The sequence below is a fragment of the Staphylococcus kloosii genome (assembly GCF_032139365.1).
Taxonomy (GTDB): Bacteria; Bacillota; Bacilli; order Staphylococcales; family Staphylococcaceae; genus Staphylococcus; species Staphylococcus kloosii_A.
Genome location: NZ_JAVTDB010000059.1, coordinates 1 through 20,021, shown reverse-complemented (window position 1 = coordinate 20,021; position 20,021 = coordinate 1). Strand labels below are relative to the sequence as shown.

Here is a 20,021-nt window from a genome sequence, read left to right as displayed (position 1 = left end):
ATAATTAGTATGATATGCTTACTGATATTTTTTAATCCCCCTATATAATGGGAAATATTAAACATTAAAATACTAAATACTATAAAAAAATATGTATTATTTGAATCTAGAGGTATTGTCCCCCTATAAAATAACTCTTCAATAATTGGTATTAATGTTACTTCGCTTAATCTAGAAATGAGCTTCCCTAAATCAATAGGTTCTTGAAATTTCACAAAACTATTCTTTATATTCAACTTAAGTAATGGAAAATCAGGTAATTTCAATAGTACTACTAATAATAAAATGAATAAACTATCCCACAAATTTAATGAGAATTTCCATTTCGGTAAAGGAAAATATAAAAATATTAATAAGTAAGGTAAATTAATGATAAGTATCCTTATTATTCTTTTAAAGAAGTTCCCTCTTACATACTTTCTTACAAAATAGAACCAAATATGAGCGATTATAAATACGAATATAAAAAAAATATATATAAATATCCCTCCTATCAAAAATCAGAGAAGAGAGGTATATACCTCTCTTAACTTTTAAATAGGTGCGTTTGCTGCGATAGCAATTGATGTACTAGCTTTAACAACTTTAGGACTTGTATATTTTTTTTTCATAATTTTCACCCCCTTACTAGAAAAATATAACATTTTGAATTTTCAGTCAATTAAAAATAACACAACATTTTATTTTTTTAATAAATTTTAAAAAAATTCATGATATTTTTGATCGAAAATCGATCTATTATAAATTAATCTATATACACTATTAGGATTTTTTTTAAAATAACCATTCTTGATTTTTCGATTTTCATTTGGAAATATATTTTTTGCATTAGAGTTTAAAAATGAAAGATTTATATCATTTAAACTAATGTTTTTAAAATTTTGATTAGTAATAGCTATGTAATGTAATTCCCCTAAACAACTATTGCATTGATTTTCTAACTCTAAACTCAATAAGAATGATGAAGACTGAAATCTCGGGTTAAATTCCATAAAAAATATATCTTCATTTACAATTAAATAATCAATCCCAATCACTCCCTTATATCCTTTTTCTTTTAAAAATTCTGCAATTTTTAAATTGAATTTTTTTAATTTTTTTAAAATTTTATTGGTAAAACAATTTATATATGAAAAATCTGCTCCAGAATAATGAAATTGATTATTAAAAATTTCAATCAGTTGTACCGAAGATGGTAATTCTAAAAAGTCTTTTTTTCCTATGACTAAAGTAGAATTTATTGGGATATTCCTTATATATTTACTAACTGAATAAAACACATCTTTATTTATTTCTATATCATCTATATTACCAAACCTTACTAAATAAGTTCCATCTCCTCCTGATCCATCTTTCATTTGAACTACAAAATGCTCATTTGTAAAATTTAAATATTCCTTTAGATATTTACCCTGTACAATTTTCGAATCAACAGTAGGAAGTATGTCATTTATTTCCTTTCTAATACGGAATTTATCATTTAATAATTCGATAGTCTCTTGCTTATTCCCTTTTATTATTTTAATATTTTGAATATCTTCGCATAATTTAGTTATTTTTTTCTTATCATTAAATAACAAAAACTCTACATCATCATTATATAATTTTGCTATTTTTTTAGTTTTATCGACAATGAATTTTTTATATTCTTTTAAAAACAATTCATTATTCGTATCACTTATAAAATTAGACGTGTAATATATATTACCCTTTTCGCCATTAGGATAAATAGTGATTGAACCATCAAAAAAATTTTCATTACAGATATTGTTTATAGGAGAAAATGCTAAATAATATACTTTTGTCATATATTTTCCTCATTTCTATTGAAATCGTTTTCAATAGAATATAATAGTGCACTTCTTAAAAAATGTAAATATTCCATTTGCTATATAAGAGTCATTTTGATGAATATCTTTGAACTAATTAAATCTTTTAAGTCTTTAAAGACTTGCAATTGAGTTATTATATAAGTATAAAATATAGTAATGATATATATATTCAAACAGCACCCAAGTACTGATAGTAAACCGAAATCATTTTCGTTAATTGGGCTGAACACTAAAAGTCGCAATTTAATATAGAATTTAAAAGATTTGTTTTTCATATCAGAAGATCTATTCATATAAAAGGCACGACTAGTTCATGAACTAGTCGTGCCTTTTTAATATAATTAGTTACCAAATAAACGATTCCAAAACCCCTTTTTAGATGGCTGTTCTACCTCATTATTAGTCTCAGTCTCTTTTTTTTCAGATTGCTTCTCTCCTTCTGTAATAGTTGCTTTTTTTACATCTTCATTCTTATTATCTTCAGGTATATCTTTATATTCCGTATTTTTATCTGCTGGTTTATTTTTCTCTTGTTGTTGGTTAGTACTTTTAGATTCTTCAGTAAAATTGGCTTCTTGTATATTACTATTTTGTCTGTCATTAATTGTTGTATCAAAAGAATAATTAAGCTGCCTTTCTTCTTCTAATTGATTTTCTAACTTTTGAATTTTCTTATTACTTTCTAAAGCCAATATTTGTTGGTTTTCTAAAAGTCTATTCAGTGTATTGATCTGTTCTTTATCTCTGTTGGACTGTTCCTTGTATATATTTAATTGATTATATAAATGTTTAATCGTCTCATCTTTTACAAGATTATCATCTTTAGACTTAGTTTCTTCTTTGTTTTTATTATCTTCAAAGTAATCATTTTTATTCTGATTTTTTTTAATTCTATTTACTACTATAACTTCATCTTCACCAGATAAATAGTTGACATTATCAACCTTTTGGAATCTCACATTCGCTTTTTTCGCATTATTGTAAACAGTCATTTTTGTCACATTTAATTCATCGGCAATCTGTTTCATACTCTTCATATAACACCCTCCATATAATTATACGCATAGCATTTATACCTTTATGCACCTTTTATACTTACAAAAACAGCATTAAACAAATCGTTATATGTATAAAACTATATATATACAACAATGTCCTTTACGCAATTATACGCAATTTACACTTGATATAAAAGGGGTTATATAGGGTTATATAACACTACCATATAAAGAGTTTATATAAAAGAAGGTCCTACTTTGAAAATGCATTCACTCAAATTCATATAAACAATTTAACAAACCTTGCAAAAGTGTTAATATAAATATATAAAGAAACCCGACTACGGGAATAGTCAGGTTTCTTCGGTAATAAAAAACAAGTGTTTTGTTTGTTTATATAGTTGTTATATTCTTATTATATATACTAAGAATTATTAGTGCAAGTCGAATACATATAAACATACTTATTACTTTTTATTACCTCTTTTTTAAAATTTAAATGTGAAAGAGGTTTTTATATGTCCAACTTTAATATTAAAGAACTCCAAAAAGAAAAATTTTATCAATTACCTAAAGTATTTTTTACTAATCCCAAATATACTAAGTTATCTAATGATGCAAAAATAACTTGGTCAATACTCAGAGATCGATTAGACTTATCTATAAGAAATAATTGGATAGACGAAAATGGAGATATATTTTTTATTTATACCAATGAAAAACTTAAATCTATTCTAAATATAAGTAGTCCAAATAAGTTATCTAAAATTAAAAAAGAATTAACCCAAGCTAATTTATTTAATCAAGTAAGGGTAGGTTTGAATAAACCCAATAAGTTATATATTAAAAAACCTGAGGTAACAGAAGCTGATATATATTACATATCGCAACAAGAAAACGATATAGAACCTATTAATAACAAGGACGTATCAAAATCATACGTCCAGAATTATGATAATAATACGTCTAAAAGTATCAATATAATACATCAAGACATATTCAAATCATACGCAAATGATACTGAATTTAATAATACTGATTATATAAAGACTGAGAATAATGATACGAATGATTTGAATGATACATGCAATATTATAACTAAAGATGAAACACACTCCCATGATTCAAAATATTTTTCACATATATGGGATAACCAAGATAATAAAGAAATATTGTTACAAAATTTTCCTGAGGAATTGACAAACTATTTATTGAATTTCAACTATCAAGATTTAGAAATCATTAAATCCATTATTCTTAAAGCTAAAGAGTCGTTTAATACAAATCATGATGAAGCTTTCTACATGCTTGAACAAATTGAATATGAAATCCTTGCGGCTTTAAAAAGGTTTAAAAAAGCTTTACGTGATCGCAGTGTTAAAGGCCAAGCTGAAAGTGTTAACACCATGCAAGGTTATTTAATGCGCACAATTTTATCCGAATTAGAAGAAATGCATGCAGCGCGTATGCGTAACCAAAATATGCATAATATCTTTCGTCAATAGTTTAGCGTTGGAAATGACGGATAACTAGGCTTAGAGAATATAAAGGTTAGGAGCATCGATTTAATGTATTTTAAAAAGGCTGAAATTCAAGATATACCGTTCATTTATGATTTAATGATTCAAGCATTTTCAGAATATGCAACCGATGAAATCCCTTCGAGCGCACTCAAAGAACAAGAAAGTACCATTACAAGCGCCTTTTTAAATGATAATGAAGAAGCTTTAATTGTCTATGATGGGGATGCACCTCTAGGCATGGTTCGGTTTAAAATTCAAAATTATAGGCTAACTTTTTATCGTCTTTCTGTGATTCCGCATTACCAAGGACAAGGTATAAGCAAAGCACTTTTAGGTTTTTTAGAAAAATATACTAAAAATAACGGGGTTTCTGAAATAACATGTAAAGTAAGGGCGAATGTACCTAAGAATATAAGTATTTACCATTCGCTAGACTACATTACTTGTGATGAGTATGAGCTTAACAAACCAGATAACCAAAAATTAAAGATTGTAGTCATGAAAAAAGTAATTTAAAAGGGCCAACGGGTGAAGTTACACCTTTTGAGTTCTGGTTTTGATGATATATATCCTTATTTAGCTCATATTTACTTTTTAAGCGCTTATATAAGTTTTTAGGCATTAAACTATATGATTCACCCCTAAATCTTTAAAATACCCCTTTAAAATTCAAAATAAAGGCATTTAAAATTTTAATACTGCTTGTGATAAAGTTTGCTAAAAAAGAGGTTATATTTTTTATGTGGTTACGTTTTTCTGTGCAATTAATCATGTCTGTTTTGATGTTCGTTTTTATATATCAGCAAATAAATCAAAGTCGCTTAGATTTTTGGTTTATTATTTATTTTTTACTTTTTATGGTTGTGGTTTTATTTTGGAAACCTTCGGAAAACAAAAAGTAAAACACGCATTTATGCCGAGAAAATTTATTGTGCGTTGAGGAGAACCCTTAACTAAAATTGTAGACGAATGTCGGCATAGCGTGAGCTATTAATCCGACCATTCGACAAGTTTTGGGATTGTTAAGAGTTCCGAGGCTCAGCGTCAATAAAGCAAATAGATGTTTTTTCTTGCTGTTTTTTATAAAAAATAGCTTTAACCACTGAGTGATTAAAGCTTTAAATTTGCCCATAATATTATGTTCTTTCAAAATCCTTTTTTTCTGTTTAACAGACAAGTAGCTTCGATTTACCGTTAAATAAAGGTTTTTAAGGTGTATAATAATTAAAATTAAAAGAACGAGGGATGATTTATTGGAAAATAAGAGTAATGGTTTAGGTGGATATACTATAGCTATTTTTTGTATTATTTTTGGCTTTTTTTGGTTTATGTTTAGTAGTGGAGGTTTGATTTGGGTAGGGTTTCCGTTTTTAATATTCGGGTTTTTAGGATTACTTGTTGAGTTAAATGAAGAAGGCTATAAAAAGTATTGCTATTTTATTGGTGGAGTTGGAATGGCTTTCTTATCTTTATATTTTGGAGATTATGAATTTTTCATTCTGAAATTTATATTTGCTGTTTTAATTTGTGGTGCTATGACTTGCTTTGTAGTTGGTGCTATTTATGCTTTTAAAATTTCTGATGACAATGGATCTTTTGCTGATATACTTTTTAAGATTTTTGATATTGCTGGCGCTGTATATTCTGCTTATTCATTTTTAAAAAATATCATTGATTTCTTTTAGGTTTTGAAACGAGTTTCTTCTTGCCTTGATACTATATAGAAATAACGCTCTGTTTGAAATAAGTATTGATAGTCTTTAACTATCAATACTTATTTACTTAATAATAACCTTTAAATTTCACTTTTCAAATAGTCTTAATAGACTTAAACAGGCCCATAAAATTAAAACAAACAATATATAAGGGACGATATAAGCGATATACCATAAGTAGCCCCATGCGGATTGGGCATGAGTAATATTGTAATGCAATGTACTATACATGCTATCAACACCTAAAATGTGCCCCATTTGACCTGTGACAATTGAGACTAAAGCCATTATTAAAATAACGAAGTATAAAGCGCCCATACCATGCGTCATGCTTTTGATACTCGCTTTAAACGTACTATTCAACTTTTGATTTTCTTTTAAACTATTATGCAATACTTCATGTTGTTCTTTGTTGGCCATTCGAATACCTTTGATATCCTCGTACATCCCATCTTTTTCTTGTTTAAAAGCTTTTGTGACATCCTCAGTTATATGTTTTGTATCAATTTTAGATAACATTTGGTTCGATATATGAATCACTTTCGTTTCAGTCTTATCTAGATAGTTTTTAAAGTTCGAGGTCGAAGCCTTGAGTTCTCTGACTAATGTTTGATTCTCTTTCGACCTGTTTTGCTCTCGCTGCTCGAGCTCGATCATCCTGTTCCCGAGCTTCGCGTTCTGCTCTTTCAGCTCGTTCACGACGTTTTCGTTCATTGAAGAGGGCTTGGGTTGATTGGTCGAAAGATGACCAGTTAAGTGTTGTTCTAGGTTGTCTATGCGTTGATTGATCTTTTGGAGTTCGTTCAGGAGTTGTTGATTTTGATTCGTATTGTCTTCTTCTGCGTTGTTTCTCGGCTTCAAAGCCATGCGTAATGCCTCCTTTGTCATAAATATCGCCTAGTTTGCTGCCACGTACTTTTTTATCTGCTTCTAGATGTCTATAGGTAATTGTTTTATCTGTCACACGTTCAACCATGATGCCTTTCGTACGTAATTGGTCTTGGAAGTTTTCCATATCGGTTGCTTGTGTTTCATCAATGGCTAAGCGAATATCATTTTTCCATGATGATTTCCCTTTATCGATTAAATTTTGTTCAGCTTGTGTGTAGCGCATCTCTGCTTGATTGTTGGGAATGGATAAACCATGATGACGGCAGATCTCATCATTTGCTTGTCGGACGTCTTTGAGTGCTTGTTTATTATTATTGAATTTTTTTCCTGTTTCTAAGTTGATGGCATTAATAACGATATGATTATGTACATGATCGGTATCACTATGCGTATAAATCGCTACTTGATGATGAGGTGCTATTTTTTCGGCGAGTTCTAAACCGAGGGCATTACACTGTTCAGGTGTCACTTCTCCGGGTTTAAATGACTGGATAATGACATGGCCTTGATTGCCGTCTGTTTTACCATAAACTTCGCGAGCAGCTTTAAACGCGCTTTTAGCATAATCAATATCGCAATTTAAACCCCTTTTTTCCTCAGCGCGTTTTTCTGCATAGTTAATGGCACGTGATGTCGATTTCGTCGCACTTATTTTAGTTGTTGCCATATATGATTCAACTCCTCACGCATGATGGCGATATCTTGTTGCATTTGTTTCATATTTGCGCGCTCGCCATAAGTATTTAAAGCTTTAGCGATTTGGTTTAAGTTGCTGCCCAACTTACCCATATCTTGGGCCATCGATTGGCGCGTGACTTTGTCTAATTTGGGCGCCACTAATCGAGCCCCTTGTGCCTTGTTTTTAACAAACAAAGGCACACTCATATTCAAAGTTTCAGCCGACGCCTGTAACTTTGAATATTCGGATTCGCTCACACGAAAACTAATTTGTTTCGGTGCCTTGCGGTCGGGGGTACGGTTTTGCCCGACAGCTGCGTTACCTTCAGTCATTGTTTTACGTTCGCTCACAATCCCACCTCGCTTTCTAACGAAAGACACGTTGTTCCGTTGATGATATTATAACATAATATCATCTCACTCACATCGTTATAGAGGTTTGGCAAGCAATGGGTATGCTAGCCACTTCGTAGCTAGATCCCCTGCTTGTTGGTGGATGAATCCCCCAAGCCCCCTGTGATTTTTTCTGCGAAAAAATAGCAAATACTCATGAGTATTTGCTTAGTACGTACGCTCAAAAATGTGAGCATAAATATGAGTCATTACTCAATCAAAATAGCATTTATTTTTTGAGTATTTACTTAGTCATGGAGGGGATATCAATGCCAGATCAAAATCATAAAAAAGCGAAAACAATCAATATCAATTTAACCGAAGACGAGTATGAAAAAGTAAAACAACTCGCAGAAATGAGAGATTTAAATCCAACGGCCTATACACGACTGACTGCCTTAGGTAATCGAATTAAACCTACCGTTGTTTATCCTGCAAATGAACGTATTAATGAACTAGAAAAGGAAAATCAAGAACTCAAAAAGCAATTGATGGCAGGCCATGGTGAATATGAAGTCACAAGAGAAGATTTCGATAACTTAGAAGAGCAATATTATCGTTATGCGGGTTATGTGAATACATTTAAAGCCTTTTTACAATATATTGCAGAATGATGCGGAATATATTAATTTAAATGGGTATAAAAATGATGAAAAGCTAAAGGAAGAAATTAGGGATGTTATAAAAAATATTTTTGAACAGTAATTTATATTTTAAAAGGAAAAAAGCCTCGATAAATCAAGATTTATCGAGGCTTTTTTCTGCAATAAATCATTTTAATCTTATATATTATAATAAAATCGTGTTGCAACAATACGTTTTTATTATAATATTTTATTTTTATTTATATTCGTTGTATGATGTTTTTATAGAGGGGGAATTCAAATGGATTTAGGAAAGAAACTTTACTTAGAAAGAAAATACAGGAATTTAACTAAGAAAGAATTGTCTAATGAATTAAATAAGACGATTAGTTTTTCTAGTTATTCGGAGGATGACATAGTATTCTTAGAATCTGGTCAGAAAGAATTTACTTTTCATATCGTTGATGACATCGCCAAATATTTTAATATGACTATTTCTCAATTTTTAACAAAAGAGTGGAAGTCTTATAACGTCGAAGAAATTAATTTGATTGAAAATAATATTGAAGAATATTTTCATGGACATTCAGAAGGGATTCCTAAAACATTTAAAAATTTATCTGACATAGTTCATAAGTTTGATTTAGTAAATCATGATGATTGGGTAGCTCTTCCTAAATATGATTTTATAATGAGAGAGTACTATGACTATTTATATCGAGATGTTAGTAAAAGAAGCAGTGATATAATTACTAATAGAGCTGAGGGTCTTCTAGATAAATTGAAACTATTTAGTTCATATGATCATAAAAATGAACTACAATTTCCTATAAATGTAGAGACAGATTCTCCAGGGTTTACTAAATTTAATGATAAGCGTGAACCTATTAACATGAGTATATTAATACAAAATATAGAATGGTCATTAAGTGAAATTAGGCAACTCTTTGAGGATGATTATTTTGATTACTATGGAGAAGATACGAATTATTCCAATTCATTAAAGCATTATAGAGAGAAGATGGATATAAGCTTTGAAGATATTGAAAAGGATTTGAAGATTTCGAGTATAGAGTATATGAAGTGGGAAAAAGATGAAGATGATCCTAGCATTAGTAGTATTTTAAAACTATGTGATTACTTGAATATAAATATTGATTTACTTTCTCCAAGGTCGTTACGTACAATGAACAATATTAATTCTCAATCTATAGGATCATATATCTTTCAAAATACTAATGTTCATAGCTCTGAAGAGTTATCTAAAGACTATTATTTTTCAGAGAGACAAAGTATTATGTTGATTCCAAAATATTGCTACAAATACATGTTTGATTACTTAGAAGATAAAACCAAAAAAGAAATTGGAATAAAGAAAGCATTTCAATTTACAAGAGAATTTTTTGTTAAGTGGTATGAATTTAACAAAGCTAGACAATTTTTATTTTATTCTTTGGAAGGCTTAGTTGCTAAAGAGAATTTTATTCATTATACAGAGCAAGAAATTAAAAAATATTTAGGTGATAGTTATTATCCTGAGAATCCAGTGAAAATTTTAACTCAATTAGTATTAGATAGAGTTGAAAATTTTGGATATAAAGACAAAAAGCAAATTACCCAAAGAATTAAGCAAATTGATATAGAAAGATTCTTAAAGCCAGTTGAAAAGGTTAATTTAAGACCTGAGATAGATTGATTGTTAATTTATAACGAAAGTGCCTCTATCAATTTCTAAATAAATTAATAGGGGCGCTTTCGAGAAAGGAATAGCATTATTTGAATATGAAATATTAATGATTATTTTGACAGTCATTGGTTTAGTATTAATTAGAAATGGTGTTGCTTTAATCATTTTAGAGTTGAAGTGACATAATTCAACTTATCAGAAGTACATATGCTTACGAATTCACAAATGATATAATAACAAAGTCGCCTATCTCTCAGGCGTCAATTGACGTAGAGAGGAGGTGCTAAAAATGACAGATATCTTTGTTCACATCACGACCACAGTCATCAGTGGTTGTATCGTTGCGCTGTTTGCGCATTGGTTACGTAAGCGTAACGATAAATAGGCGACATAACCACACTAAAAACCCCTCACTATTGCGAGTAGTGAGGGGTTTGGTGCATCAAATGCAGATATCTTTGTTAATTGTATTATAACATCATAATGAGGAAGAATGCAAAATTAGTAATAATAAAAAGAAATAAATTAGAATATACTTTGAGAGGCAAAGTTGTTTGCAATGACTATTAAAGAGCCCAAATAGTTAATATTTAATGACGAAGTGATTGTAGATTTTTAATGTTATCAACATCTAATTCACTTATTTTTCACTTCTTAAATTATGGTAGTATTCAATATCTGATTTACGAGTGTTAAGAGGAAAAAGATAATATATATCTTCATAATATGCAAAATCTAAAATCTTATTGTAATGCAATTTTCTAAGACAATACAATCTTTGCTTGTTTCGGATTCGTTTAGCTCGGAACCTGACAAAATACTGTGGTATACATTAATTACTTTGTTATCTTTATTTCCCAAATTCTAAATATCTTCTTAATCTATCGTTAGTAGTATGATGTTTAGTAATTTTATTAACTGCTTTCAAATTCTTTTCATATTTGTTACGTAAATTAGACTTTAATTTATTAACTCTGTTTATAAAATAATATGAATCTATTCTGTATTGACCGTTTCTATCAATTTTAAAATTTCCGTCATTATCTTTTTTCAGTATAAACCCAACTTGATTTGCTTTCCGTATCTCTTGTGGACTTTCAAAAGATTCTATTGCATTATAAGCCCCCTCTAATTCATATAGAGGTCTTAAATCTGACTTTTCATGTCCACTGTCATTTAAAGGGGTTAAGCACTTATTGAGTTGTCTTATTTTAATTAATTCTTTTCTATACTCACCAGTTACTTTATAAAAATGTACTAAATCACCAATAGCCTTATTTAAGGTTTTGTAACTTTTCAAAAATGTTTCAATTGAATCTTTGTAATATTGGATATGCCTATAACCACTTTCTAAATGATTTAATTGTTCTGATAGTTTATTTAATCGTTCTTTCTCAAAATCTTCTTCAGTTCGGTTTTTTCTATATTCCATATCTGCTAATGATAATGGTTTGCTATTCAATTCGTCTTTTTTCATCATTTCGGATAGTGGCATAACTTTAAAGGCATTACTCATTATTAAATTAGAATTATGTTTGAATTTGTAAAGTTCATTGTTAAGTGTATTTTTGTATTCTTCAAAAGCTATTGTTAAATCATAGATTAACTTACTTTTTTCTTCTTCAAATTTATTATTGTTCATATCAATTACCCCTTTTTATATTCTATATACAATATCTCTACTAACATTTGCCTTGTTTGCTATCTCTTTACCTGTGTATTCTTTTAAGTCATATAAAAGTTTAATATAGTTCTTTTTTTCTTGCGGCATAGGCTTTTTTCCTCCCATGTTTCCTCTCGCTTTGGCTGACTCTAAGCCTCTTTTAGTCCTTTCGCTTAATAAATTAGCTTCTAATTTAGCAAAGGCACTCATCATGGAAAAATAACATCTATAAGTATTTGATTATTATATAAAAATATTACTTTTGAAGTCTATAATGTATTAATCATAACACAAATTTCAACAACTTTATTTGTGTTTTCAGGGTACACCCTAATCATACAAAATAAATTGTTGAATTTATAGCTACTTAAACGTATGATTAGGGTGTATATTAATTGTGGAGTGAAGATGAATGATTATAGGTTACGCAAGAGTTTCGTCGATAGATCAAAATTTAGAAAGACAATTGGATAATTTAAAAACATTTGGTGTAGAGAAAATCTTTACAGAGAAACAATCTGGTAAATCAGTTGAAAATCGACCTGTATTTCAAGAAGCACTTAATTTTGTAAGAATGGGAGATCGATTCGTTGTAGAGTCTATTGATCGTTTGGGACGTAACTATGATGAAATTATTGAAACGGTGAATTATTTAAAGGAAAAAGACGTACAATTAATGATTACAAGTTTACCTATGATGAATGAAGTGATGGGCTATCCATTACTTGATAAGTTTATGAAAGATTTAATTGTTCAAATTTTAGCAATGGTTTCAGAACAAGAGAGAAATGAAAGTAAACGTCGACAAGCTCAAGGTATTCAAGTTGCGAAAGACAAAGGCGTATATAAAGGACGTCCTTTACTCTATGCACCGAATGCTAAAGATCCTCAAAAACGTGTGATTTATCATCGCGTTGTAGAATTGTTAAAAGAAGGCAAAGCAATCAGTAAAATCGCTAAAGAAGCGAATATCACAAGACAGACAGTTTATAGAATTAAAAAGGATAAGGAAGATTATATTGATAAAAGGGTTGTCAGTGCAAATGAGGTTTCTTCACAGCGTCCATAGTTTTTACAAAGGGATTGGATTACTAATATTATTTAGTAATCCAATCGTTATAAACATCTGTATCCAAACTTATTTCTCCTAAAAGTTCTTTTTTTATTTTGAGTATTAATGGAGAGGAGTTTTCTAAATTAATTTCTTCCAAATCAACCCATACTTCTGCCTCGGAGTCATTTAGTTCATTATCCACAAATTTAGATAACTCTCTCTGTTGAATAGTTATATTTCTATCAATATCATAAATTATCATTATATGATGAACTATATAATTAGACTCTCTCTCTTTCACAAAAGCATCATAAACTCTAGAGTTTATGTAAGCAGATAGATAATACCCTGTTTCTTCTAAAATTTCACGTTTTAATGTTTCTGTTAGACCTTCATCTTTTTTGGGACTACCTCCAGGAAGGTCAAAACGACCTCTATATGGACCAGAATTTTTTTTAATACATAATAATTTATTTTGTTCAAAGCAAACACCGTAAATTCCAATATGTTTTTTTATCTCCATTTTACGATTCCTTTCAAATTTTTAAATTTCAAATATTACACTTTATTAACCAAGTTTAGCATTAAAGAATAAAGATCTATATACTAAAATACTTCCCAGTATAAGAAAAACAAAATAGAATAAAGAGATTACTAATGGGCTAGTCAAAGGGTAAAATAATATGGTTAATCTTGCAATTAATTCAGCACCAGTACTACTCAATGAGTAAAAAGAATTATATGCGCCTCTTTTAGTTGATGGTATTAAGTCTATCATTTTTGAATTAGTAATAGGAGCGTACATCAATTCTCCAATTGATGCCACAACCATAAACATGATAAGGATCCACCACTCATTTGCAAAGAAGTTTACTGTATAACCAATAGTATAAAAAGCTAATCCGCTAATTAATACGTAAGGAGTTTTAATTTTAGCAGTGATATATCCTATTACTAATGTAAAAGTTACAACAACTAAAGTATTCGTCATACTCAAATAAGAAAACATTCTTGCACCTGTAATATCTATACCCAAAATGGATATATGCTGAAAAGAATTATGTAATCTAACAGAGACATAACTATTAGTGCTTAATTCTGCCGAAAATATTATTAACATCCCTATAGTCATCAACACAAATTTTTTATCTTTCAATACTTCTGTATAGGATAGTATAAAATCTTTAAACACATTTTTATTAACTACTTTTCTTATAGTTATACTACTTTCAGAAATTAAAAAAATATATACTAAAGTAATAAGTGTGGTTGACAAAAAAGAAAGAAGAAATAAGATTTCTTTTTTGTTATCATAAAAAGCTCCACCTAGAAAAGCTCCTAATGCTAATGATAAGTTTATCAACCAATAATCTATTCTATATACAAAATCCCTATTTTCTTTTGTTACTGAATCTTGCAAAATAACAGTTAGACTAGGCCTACGTAGTGAAGAAAAAATAATATATAACAGATATGCACTTATAAAGAAATACACATCAGTTTGTATTATACCGATATACAACATTAATAATGAGAATGATTCTCCAATTGAGGAAATAGTAAGTATCTTTTTTCTTGGCATTAAATCGATAATGTATCCAGAAGCCATATTTAATATAAAAGAAAAAAATACAACTGCCGATAAAAATATAGAAGCGAAAAGTGAATTAGTTATATCAGTTAAATAGATTGCCATAAAGGGGAAAATAGCGCTAGAAATTAGTCTGTTTATAAAGCTGCCCCATAATCTTATATGTATATTGATTGACAGTTTTTTCACTTAAATTTTCCTTGTGTACCATACATAATCTTCAGCTACTATTATATTTTCACCAAAAAGTTGATCAACAGCTTTTTTAACTCCCTTAATGCCTGGATAATCATAATCATGACCTGATAATATCCCATCAATTTTCACTTTGTCATACCACAATTTAATATCTTGTCTCACAAAATCATAATCATGATTTCCATCTATAAACACTAAATCTAAAGAATTGTTACTTATAATTTCTGAAGCTTTATCTGAAAAGTCTTTTATCAATGTAACATTATCATATTTATTTAAAATATTTTTTTGTACATTTTTATAAGCTTGATTTAAAAGTGTCTGTTCTGCCTTAGTGTCAAGATAATTTGAATACACTTTATATGGATCTATCAACCAATATTGTTTAATATCTAAATTTTCTAGAAGTTTCTTAGTTACTTTACCTTCAAAAACTCCAATTTCAGCGATGTTTAAATTTTTTTGGTCTTTTAATAAGTTATGAATTATATCCCATCTATACATATTAAGTCTCCTTTTGAATTATTTCTATATTTCATTTATAAAGTATAAAAATAATTTAGCATCCATTATTATCATTATTTAGAGTTTTAATGATTTTAAAAAATATATCTTTTTTGTAATGATTGGAATTAATGATTTGATAATTCTCCTCTTTTTTTATCAATTCTTTCAAATGTCTTCTAGTTATTTGTTGAAACTTTAAAAAAGATTGTTCTAAATTTTCTTCGTTTAGTACATCACAACCTGCTTCCCAATAGTTAATATTGCCTTTTAATCTTTTTATACTTATAGATGGATCTATATCTAATAGAACTATTAAATCTGGTTTAACACACCTATGATATAAGAAATTTATAATATCTGAATTTACACCTCTGGCTAATCCTCTGGCTAATACTGAATATATATATCGATCAAATATTACTGTATAGCCTTTATTTAAATATCGATTAATATATTGATCGAATTGATCAATAATACTTAGAAAGTGTAAATAAGTATTTATTTCTGGAGAAAATCTTCTTTTTTTTCCTTCTTTTATGGCAGGTAAAGTAATGTATGACATATTATATCTGGCAACTATTACTTTTTTATTTCGAGATTTTAAATATTTTTTTAGTAATTTTATTTGTGTACTTTTACCGGTTCCATCATTTCCTTCAATCGCTACCAAATATCCGCTGTTATTATTTTTTTTCTTCATATTTTGCAATAGTATCCTTATAAATTTTAATAGTTTGTTTAGATATATATTTAGCATCAAACCTAGATAAACTAGCCTTAGCATCATTACTTATTTTATTTAATTCGCTTGTTTCCATACTACATATTTCCATTAGGATATTTGAAATGTTTTCTTTTTCAAATGGATCACATATCCAACCATACTGGTTGTTATTAATTATTTCTGTCATTCCACCATATTTACTTCCAACACTAGGACAAAATGCATCTAGTGATTCCAAAAGTACATATGGGAAGTTTTCATATAAAGAAGGAAATATTGCACAAGTCGCTTTATTTAATTTTAATGAAATATCTTCCCTACTCATATGTCCTAAAAATTTAATTTTACTTTTGAACCTATTGTCTATTAAAGACATAAAATAATCTCTAGTAGAAATATTTTTATTATTCCTATTAGTATCTTTACCAATTAAAACGATGTCATAATCTTTTTCTTTTTCAAAAAATATATTCAGTTCTTTAGCTAACTCTAGTATTCCTTTTCTCTCTTCTAAACTTCCCACAAATATAATTTCTTTCGATTTATTACTCGTTATATTATTTCGGGAGGCAGTAAAAGGATTGTTGACTACTTTTATTTCATTATTTAACTCTAAATCATTCTCTATAATATTTTTAAGCGATTCTGAACAACTATATAAGTAATCCGCGTTTTTTATATCATTTATTTCTTGATGTAATATAGTTTTTAGTGCGCCTTCTTCAGGATAATTGTTATATTTATTCCATATGTATAAAGGGGTATGTAACTTAATTACTATCGGCTTTTTTCTATTCTTCATATAAAAATGACTTTCCGCTCCCCAATCTGCTACTTCAAAAATATCTATATTGTCCTCTAACTGTTTCATTTTTAATGCTACTTTTTTCCTGTAATACTCTGTATGAAAGTCATTTTCAAAGTTATCTTTTAAAAAATGAACTTTTACACCTTTGATTAATTCAACGTGGTCATTTCTTGTTTTAGTTTTACATATAACATGCACATTATGTCCATCTTTTACTAATTGTTGACTCAGTATATTTTGATATGTACTAATCCCCCCTTTTGGTGTTTCTATTGGATATTCTTCTGATACCAAACATATATTCATAACTTCTCATCCCCAAACCAAATTGTATATTCTTTTTTAAACTGTTCATAATTATCACTTGCGTGGATAATATTATAACAACTTCTCTTTTCTGCTAAAGCTAGTTCATAAGAATCTTCAGAAAAATCTCCTCTAATAGTATCCTCACAAGCATTTGCCGGATCTGAATCTCCTATAATTTCTCTAACTTTCCTACAAATATCTTCACCTTCTAATACAAGTATAATTACATTTTTATTTACAAAATAATTAATCACTCTGTAAGTTATATCCATTGGCCATTTTTTTAAGTTATCGCTATAATGTTGTGTAATTTTTTCACTATTTACAAGACAAAAATCCATGTTTATAATTTGTCCTACTTTAAGTAACCTTTCAATAACCTTATTAACTATATGTTTTTCTAAACAATCCGGTTTTAAAATTATTAGAGTTTTTTCTCTCATCTAAAATCTCTCCTATCAAAAATTGCAAATCCTGCCACCAATCAATCCATCTATCTTCACCATTATTCGCATAATATCCATGTTTTTCATATTCTAAATATTTTTTTTGGAATATCACTTTAATAATATATATACAAATATCACTAATATATAAATTATGTTTCATAAATTCCATTTCTATATATTTATAACTTTTTTTATTTAAATAACCGGCTGTAAAGTTAAAGTATTTATAAATATATATAGTCAAGTCGAAGTTCATAGGTGCATAAGATATTTCTTCAAAATCAATTAAATAAAATAAACCGCTATTAACTATTATATTTCCACAATGCAAGTCTCCATGACTTATATAATGTTCTTCATTCCAATGAGCATTTCTCAAAAAATTATTTAATAATTTTTTGAGAAATGGATAAATTTTTTGAAATCTTATATCTAAATCCATCCTAATTTTTTGATCAATAAAATCCTTATAATTTATCACTTCTTGCTTAAATAAATTATCTTTACATAGATACTTATTAAATTGCTTCCTTTTTTTACTATTAGATTCCTGTATTAAATAAGTCTTAAATTCACTATAAAGTTTATTGTCATTTAACTTTAATGTGTCCCCTGGAAGATATATATATTCTAAATAAACATCTTTAGTGTTAATATTAGAATATATATTTAAAAAGTTATAATATGAATAATAAGTTCGTAAATATTCATATATTAAACCAACTTTTTTTTTGTATATTATCTTTTTATTTATTAACATTCGAAAAATCCTTTAATTTCTTTTTGAATTGCTTTGAACATAGTAGTTAAGTCACAATAGTCCTCAATATAATAAGTATTAATATATGGATTATCAATAAAATCCTCTAATAGAATCATTTCTTTTGTCGTTTCTTTAATTCTATAGATAATTTCTTTATTGCTGTACTTATTCCCGCAATTTCTTATTGTTTTTTCTGGATTTTTTGAAGAAATAACACACACAAATTTTTTATCATCATGTGAAAGATGTTTTTTTATGTTTTTTATGGACGTATTAATCACTAATATTTTATTTTTATACTTTCGTATATTTTTCATTGGAACGCCATAATAAATTCCTTCATCATCATTCGCTAGTTCATAAAATTCATTTTTTTTAAAATATTCTGTTTTTTTAAATTTATAAAAATTTGTATCGTCCTTTCTTGGCATCCGATTAGTAACATGCTGAGGTATAAAAAAATTTTTTTTTTGAGATATTTCTTTTATCAATGTAGATTTACCTACATTAGGAATACCCATAATAATAAGTTCATTCATATTTATATCGCTCCTAAGCCAATGTTACCAAGTTTTCTTTTTCTAAAAACTCTACAACTTTTTTTACATCTCTTTCAGCTTTTTTTAATGAAACATCATATTCTTTTGTAACTTTTAAACTTAAACTTTCTATTGTTTCCTCCTCCATTACTTCCCATAAAAAAGGAGTAATTCCTTCTAGGTAATATGCATTATTATCATTTAATAAAAATAAATCTCCTTCATATTCACGTAATGTTACGAATGGATTTTTTTCAATATACATTTGCTTTCCTCTTTTCTATTAAACTATTTATTTTTTGACAATTTTTTAATATTTGGATTGTTTTCTTTTTCGTAGATTCTTCATCATATAAATCTATATTTGAATAAGCATTATAAACTATTCCTTTTAAATCAATATCAACTTCGTTATTCTTTTGATATCTATTTATCTTTTTAAAAATCCATTTATTATTTGGATTAGTTTCACCATAAAGCGAAAGATACGCACTCACACAATTTTGCAAAAGGTCTAAGGACATATAATAGGCAGTAGGGTATTGTTGTTCTTGAATTGCTCCTTTTATATCTTTACTTTTGACAATATAGTAATCATTCACTATTTTAGTTTGTATTAAATTATAATTATTAAAATTAATAGAATTGAGCATACTATTAAACTTTTCTTTTCCTATTACTGAAAATCCATATTTCATTCTATGTATTAAGTCAAATTTATTTTCATGATATTCTGCAATTCCACTATTTATTTCCTGTATATAATTTTCAATGTAACGATAATTATAAAACTCAAAATCTATATTTATATTGTTATATAGAGTTGATATAATTAATTTTTCTGGTTTGATATAAAGAGTGAATTCTTTATTACTCTCGGCATAATCAATTACATTTTGTTTTATATCGCTATTACTTATAACAAAAACATCAATATCAGATTCTTCATTTCCGAAACCTTCCATTATGGATCCTGAAACATATACAGTAACTAATTTGTTATTATTAAAGTGTTTTTTAAAATCACTATATTCTAAAAATTCTGATAACAATTCATTTACATCTTGCTTACTTAGCATATAGTTCCTCTTTTCTTATGAAATATATAATTTTTA

General features: G+C 27.9%; 23 protein-coding genes and 2 pseudogenes. 7 read left to right on the top strand and 18 right to left on the bottom strand.

The features are described 5' to 3' along the window. The 3 genes and pseudogenes from RPL90_RS07925 to RPL90_RS07915 all read right to left on the bottom strand — a co-directional run. A pseudogene (locus RPL90_RS07925) lies at window positions 1–215 on the bottom strand (hypothetical protein); the annotation flags it as partial. A 483-nt stretch (window positions 216–698) separates the two neighbouring features. Continuing rightward, the gene (locus RPL90_RS07920; RefSeq protein WP_313547544.1) at window positions 699–1,808 is read right to left on the bottom strand and encodes an ATP-grasp domain-containing protein; all 1,110 of its coding nucleotides are present in this window, start codon (window positions 1,806–1,808) and stop codon (window positions 699–701) included. A gap of 365 nt (window positions 1,809–2,173) precedes the next feature. Continuing rightward, window positions 2,174–2,869 (bottom strand): DUF536 domain-containing protein, encoded by a 696-nt coding sequence (locus RPL90_RS07915; protein ID WP_313547542.1) that lies wholly within the window; start codon window positions 2,867–2,869, stop codon window positions 2,174–2,176. Between the two features lie 479 nt (window positions 2,870–3,348). Here RPL90_RS07915 and RPL90_RS07910 point away from each other — a divergent pair, with 479 nt between their 5' ends. The 3 genes from RPL90_RS07910 to RPL90_RS07900 all read left to right on the top strand — a co-directional run bounded on the left by RPL90_RS07910 (window position 3,349) and on the right by RPL90_RS07900 (window position 6,038). Further along, the gene (locus tag RPL90_RS07910) at window positions 3,349–4,335 is read left to right on the top strand and encodes a replication initiator protein A (protein ID WP_313547540.1); all 987 of its coding nucleotides are present in this window, start codon (window positions 3,349–3,351) and stop codon (window positions 4,333–4,335) included. 63 nt (window positions 4,336–4,398) lie between these two features. After that, window positions 4,399–4,869: a GNAT family N-acetyltransferase gene (locus RPL90_RS07905; RefSeq protein WP_313547538.1), complete on the top strand. Its 471-nt coding sequence runs from the start codon at window positions 4,399–4,401 to the stop codon at window positions 4,867–4,869. A 737-nt stretch (window positions 4,870–5,606) separates the two neighbouring features. After that, window positions 5,607–6,038, top strand: a complete 432-nt coding sequence (locus tag RPL90_RS07900; RefSeq protein ID WP_313547535.1) for a hypothetical protein — start codon at window positions 5,607–5,609, stop codon at window positions 6,036–6,038. A gap of 117 nt (window positions 6,039–6,155) precedes the next feature. Here RPL90_RS07900 and RPL90_RS07895 read toward each other — a convergent pair whose 3' ends face one another. The 3 genes from RPL90_RS07895 to RPL90_RS07885 are packed head-to-tail and all read right to left on the bottom strand — an operon-like array spanning window position 6,156 to window position 7,988. Further along, window positions 6,156–6,608, bottom strand: a complete 453-nt coding sequence (locus tag RPL90_RS07895) for a DUF334 domain-containing protein (protein WP_313547533.1) — start codon at window positions 6,606–6,608, stop codon at window positions 6,156–6,158. 28 nt (window positions 6,609–6,636) lie between these two features. After that, the gene (locus RPL90_RS07890; protein ID WP_313547530.1) at window positions 6,637–7,626 is read right to left on the bottom strand and encodes a relaxase/mobilization nuclease domain-containing protein; all 990 of its coding nucleotides are present in this window, start codon (window positions 7,624–7,626) and stop codon (window positions 6,637–6,639) included. Beyond that, the gene (locus RPL90_RS07885; RefSeq protein ID WP_398573861.1) at window positions 7,608–7,988 is read right to left on the bottom strand and encodes a plasmid mobilization protein; all 381 of its coding nucleotides are present in this window, start codon (window positions 7,986–7,988) and stop codon (window positions 7,608–7,610) included. Before RPL90_RS07885 ends, RPL90_RS07890 begins: the two co-directional genes overlap by 19 nt. A 311-nt stretch (window positions 7,989–8,299) precedes the next feature. Here RPL90_RS07885 and RPL90_RS07880 point away from each other — a divergent pair, with 311 nt between their 5' ends. The 3 genes from RPL90_RS07880 to RPL90_RS07870 all read left to right on the top strand — a co-directional run bounded on the left by RPL90_RS07880 (window position 8,300) and on the right by RPL90_RS07870 (window position 10,686). Beyond that, window positions 8,300–8,644: a plasmid mobilization protein gene (locus RPL90_RS07880; protein WP_313547526.1), complete on the top strand. Its 345-nt coding sequence runs from the start codon at window positions 8,300–8,302 to the stop codon at window positions 8,642–8,644. Window positions 8,645–8,915: 271 nt separating this feature from the next. Next, a complete protein-coding gene (locus tag RPL90_RS07875) occupies window positions 8,916–10,310 on the top strand; it encodes a helix-turn-helix transcriptional regulator (RefSeq protein ID WP_313547523.1) in 1,395 nt (464 codons plus the stop codon). Between the two features lie 280 nt (window positions 10,311–10,590). After that, complete coding sequence (locus RPL90_RS07870; protein WP_115337982.1) at window positions 10,591–10,686, top strand: type I toxin-antitoxin system Fst family toxin; 96 nt, start codon at window positions 10,591–10,593, stop codon at window positions 10,684–10,686. 465 nt (window positions 10,687–11,151) lie between these two features. On the opposite strand, the gene RPL90_RS07865 is transcribed toward RPL90_RS07870, so the two are convergent. Next, window positions 11,152–11,943, bottom strand: a complete 792-nt coding sequence (locus RPL90_RS07865; protein WP_313547519.1) for a hypothetical protein — start codon at window positions 11,941–11,943, stop codon at window positions 11,152–11,154. 15 nt (window positions 11,944–11,958) lie between these two features. Further along, window positions 11,959–12,192: pseudogene (locus tag RPL90_RS07860) on the bottom strand (recombinase family protein); the annotation flags it as partial. 184 nt (window positions 12,193–12,376) lie between these two features. Between RPL90_RS07860 and RPL90_RS07855 the strand changes: the two are divergent. Continuing rightward, the gene (locus RPL90_RS07855; protein WP_313547515.1) at window positions 12,377–13,033 is read left to right on the top strand and encodes a recombinase family protein; all 657 of its coding nucleotides are present in this window, start codon (window positions 12,377–12,379) and stop codon (window positions 13,031–13,033) included. A 28-nt stretch (window positions 13,034–13,061) separates the two neighbouring features. On the opposite strand, the gene RPL90_RS07850 is transcribed toward RPL90_RS07855, so the two are convergent. From RPL90_RS07850 to RPL90_RS07805, 10 genes are read right to left on the bottom strand one after another with little or no spacing between them, the layout of a single operon-like run. Continuing rightward, a complete protein-coding gene (locus RPL90_RS07850; RefSeq protein ID WP_313547513.1) occupies window positions 13,062–13,541 on the bottom strand; it encodes an NUDIX hydrolase in 480 nt (159 codons plus the stop codon). A gap of 45 nt (window positions 13,542–13,586) precedes the next feature. Further along, on the bottom strand, window positions 13,587–14,798 hold the full coding sequence (locus RPL90_RS07845; protein WP_313547511.1) for an MFS transporter: 1,212 nt from the start codon (window positions 14,796–14,798) through the stop codon (window positions 13,587–13,589). Beyond that, a complete protein-coding gene (locus RPL90_RS07840; protein ID WP_313547509.1) occupies window positions 14,799–15,311 on the bottom strand; it encodes a class I SAM-dependent methyltransferase in 513 nt (170 codons plus the stop codon). 55 nt (window positions 15,312–15,366) lie between these two features. Beyond that, a complete protein-coding gene (gene tmk / locus RPL90_RS07835) occupies window positions 15,367–16,014 on the bottom strand; it encodes a dTMP kinase (protein ID WP_313547507.1) in 648 nt (215 codons plus the stop codon). Beyond that, window positions 15,998–17,152, bottom strand: a complete 1,155-nt coding sequence (locus tag RPL90_RS07830) for a glycosyltransferase family 4 protein (protein WP_313547505.1) — start codon at window positions 17,150–17,152, stop codon at window positions 15,998–16,000. Before RPL90_RS07830 ends, tmk begins: the two co-directional genes overlap by 17 nt. Next, a complete protein-coding gene (locus RPL90_RS07825; RefSeq protein ID WP_313547503.1) occupies window positions 17,149–17,598 on the bottom strand; it encodes a nucleoside-diphosphate kinase in 450 nt (149 codons plus the stop codon). The genes RPL90_RS07830 and RPL90_RS07825 overlap by 4 nt, the downstream gene beginning before the upstream one ends. Continuing rightward, window positions 17,540–18,364 (bottom strand): phosphotransferase, encoded by an 825-nt coding sequence (locus RPL90_RS07820; RefSeq protein ID WP_313547501.1) that lies wholly within the window; start codon window positions 18,362–18,364, stop codon window positions 17,540–17,542. Before RPL90_RS07820 ends, RPL90_RS07825 begins: the two co-directional genes overlap by 59 nt. Then, a complete protein-coding gene (locus RPL90_RS07815; protein WP_313547499.1) occupies window positions 18,358–18,906 on the bottom strand; it encodes a GTPase in 549 nt (182 codons plus the stop codon). Before RPL90_RS07815 ends, RPL90_RS07820 begins: the two co-directional genes overlap by 7 nt. 13 nt (window positions 18,907–18,919) lie before the next feature. Beyond that, window positions 18,920–19,171, bottom strand: coding sequence for a PqqD family protein (locus RPL90_RS07810; RefSeq protein WP_313547497.1), 252 nt, complete (start codon window positions 19,169–19,171; stop codon window positions 18,920–18,922). Further along, window positions 19,161–19,985, bottom strand: a complete 825-nt coding sequence (locus RPL90_RS07805; protein ID WP_313547495.1) for a nucleotidyltransferase domain-containing protein — start codon at window positions 19,983–19,985, stop codon at window positions 19,161–19,163. The genes RPL90_RS07810 and RPL90_RS07805 overlap by 11 nt, the downstream gene beginning before the upstream one ends. Between the last annotated feature and the right edge of the window lie 36 nt (window positions 19,986–20,021).

What these genes read in the sequence shown, in the direction of transcription:
- RPL90_RS07905 (WP_313547538.1), top strand. Translation starts at nt 4,399, where the DNA reads ATGTATTTTAAAAAGGCTGAAATTCAAGATATACCGTTCATTTATGAT.
- tmk (WP_313547507.1), bottom strand. Translation starts at nt 16,014, where the DNA reads ATGAAGAAAAAAAATAATAACAGCGGATATTTGGTAGCGATTGAAGGA.
- RPL90_RS07820 (WP_313547501.1), bottom strand. Translation starts at nt 18,364, where the DNA reads ATGTTAATAAATAAAAAGATAATATACAAAAAAAAAGTTGGTTTAATA.
- RPL90_RS07830 (WP_313547505.1), bottom strand. Translation starts at nt 17,152, where the DNA reads ATGAATATATGTTTGGTATCAGAAGAATATCCAATAGAAACACCAAAA.
- RPL90_RS07865 (WP_313547519.1), bottom strand. Translation starts at nt 11,943, where the DNA reads ATGAACAATAATAAATTTGAAGAAGAAAAAAGTAAGTTAATCTATGAT.
- RPL90_RS07840 (WP_313547509.1), bottom strand. Translation starts at nt 15,311, where the DNA reads ATGTATAGATGGGATATAATTCATAACTTATTAAAAGACCAAAAAAAT.
- RPL90_RS07915 (WP_313547542.1), bottom strand. Translation starts at nt 2,869, where the DNA reads ATGAAGAGTATGAAACAGATTGCCGATGAATTAAATGTGACAAAAATG.
- RPL90_RS07805 (WP_313547495.1), bottom strand. Translation starts at nt 19,985, where the DNA reads ATGCTAAGTAAGCAAGATGTAAATGAATTGTTATCAGAATTTTTAGAA.
- RPL90_RS07815 (WP_313547499.1), bottom strand. Translation starts at nt 18,906, where the DNA reads ATGAATGAACTTATTATTATGGGTATTCCTAATGTAGGTAAATCTACA.
- RPL90_RS07850 (WP_313547513.1), bottom strand. Translation starts at nt 13,541, where the DNA reads ATGGAGATAAAAAAACATATTGGAATTTACGGTGTTTGCTTTGAACAA.
- RPL90_RS07825 (WP_313547503.1), bottom strand. Translation starts at nt 17,598, where the DNA reads ATGAGAGAAAAAACTCTAATAATTTTAAAACCGGATTGTTTAGAAAAA.
- RPL90_RS07870 (WP_115337982.1), top strand. Translation starts at nt 10,591, where the DNA reads ATGACAGATATCTTTGTTCACATCACGACCACAGTCATCAGTGGTTGT.
- RPL90_RS07910 (WP_313547540.1), top strand. Translation starts at nt 3,349, where the DNA reads ATGTCCAACTTTAATATTAAAGAACTCCAAAAAGAAAAATTTTATCAA.
- RPL90_RS07810 (WP_313547497.1), bottom strand. Translation starts at nt 19,171, where the DNA reads ATGTATATTGAAAAAAATCCATTCGTAACATTACGTGAATATGAAGGA.
- RPL90_RS07920 (WP_313547544.1), bottom strand. Translation starts at nt 1,808, where the DNA reads ATGACAAAAGTATATTATTTAGCATTTTCTCCTATAAACAATATCTGT.
- RPL90_RS07890 (WP_313547530.1), bottom strand. Translation starts at nt 7,626, where the DNA reads ATGGCAACAACTAAAATAAGTGCGACGAAATCGACATCACGTGCCATT.
- RPL90_RS07875 (WP_313547523.1), top strand. Translation starts at nt 8,916, where the DNA reads ATGGATTTAGGAAAGAAACTTTACTTAGAAAGAAAATACAGGAATTTA.
- RPL90_RS07855 (WP_313547515.1), top strand. Translation starts at nt 12,377, where the DNA reads ATGATTATAGGTTACGCAAGAGTTTCGTCGATAGATCAAAATTTAGAA.
- RPL90_RS07880 (WP_313547526.1), top strand. Translation starts at nt 8,300, where the DNA reads ATGCCAGATCAAAATCATAAAAAAGCGAAAACAATCAATATCAATTTA.